This is a genomic window from Streptomyces sp. NRRL S-495 (genome assembly GCF_000966955.1).
Taxonomy (GTDB): domain Bacteria; phylum Actinomycetota; class Actinomycetes; order Streptomycetales; family Streptomycetaceae; genus Kitasatospora; species Kitasatospora purpeofusca.
On the sequence record NZ_JZWY01000319.1, the window covers coordinates 1 to 217 of the forward strand.

Consider the following 217-nt stretch of genomic DNA (forward strand, 5'->3'; position numbering starts at 1 on the left):
TCCTGGAGCAGGTCGAGGAACTCGTCCTCGCCGGTGGTGTTGCCGGGCCGGCCGACCGGCCCGGTCGGCTCGACGACCAGCGAGGCGTGGCCGGTGTCGCCGTGCAGCACCAGTCCGCAGGTGATGCCGAGGATCGCGGCCTGGCCGGGGGCGCCCGTCCGGCCGGCCGGGTCGGACGCCGCGGCCGGGGCGGGAGCGGCAGGGGCGGGGAGGGCCT

General features: G+C 79.3%; 1 pseudogene. It reads right to left on the reverse strand.

Features of this window, described 5'->3' with window-relative positions:
* A pseudogene (locus VR45_RS17490) lies at positions 1 to 217 on the reverse strand (hypothetical protein); the annotation flags it as partial.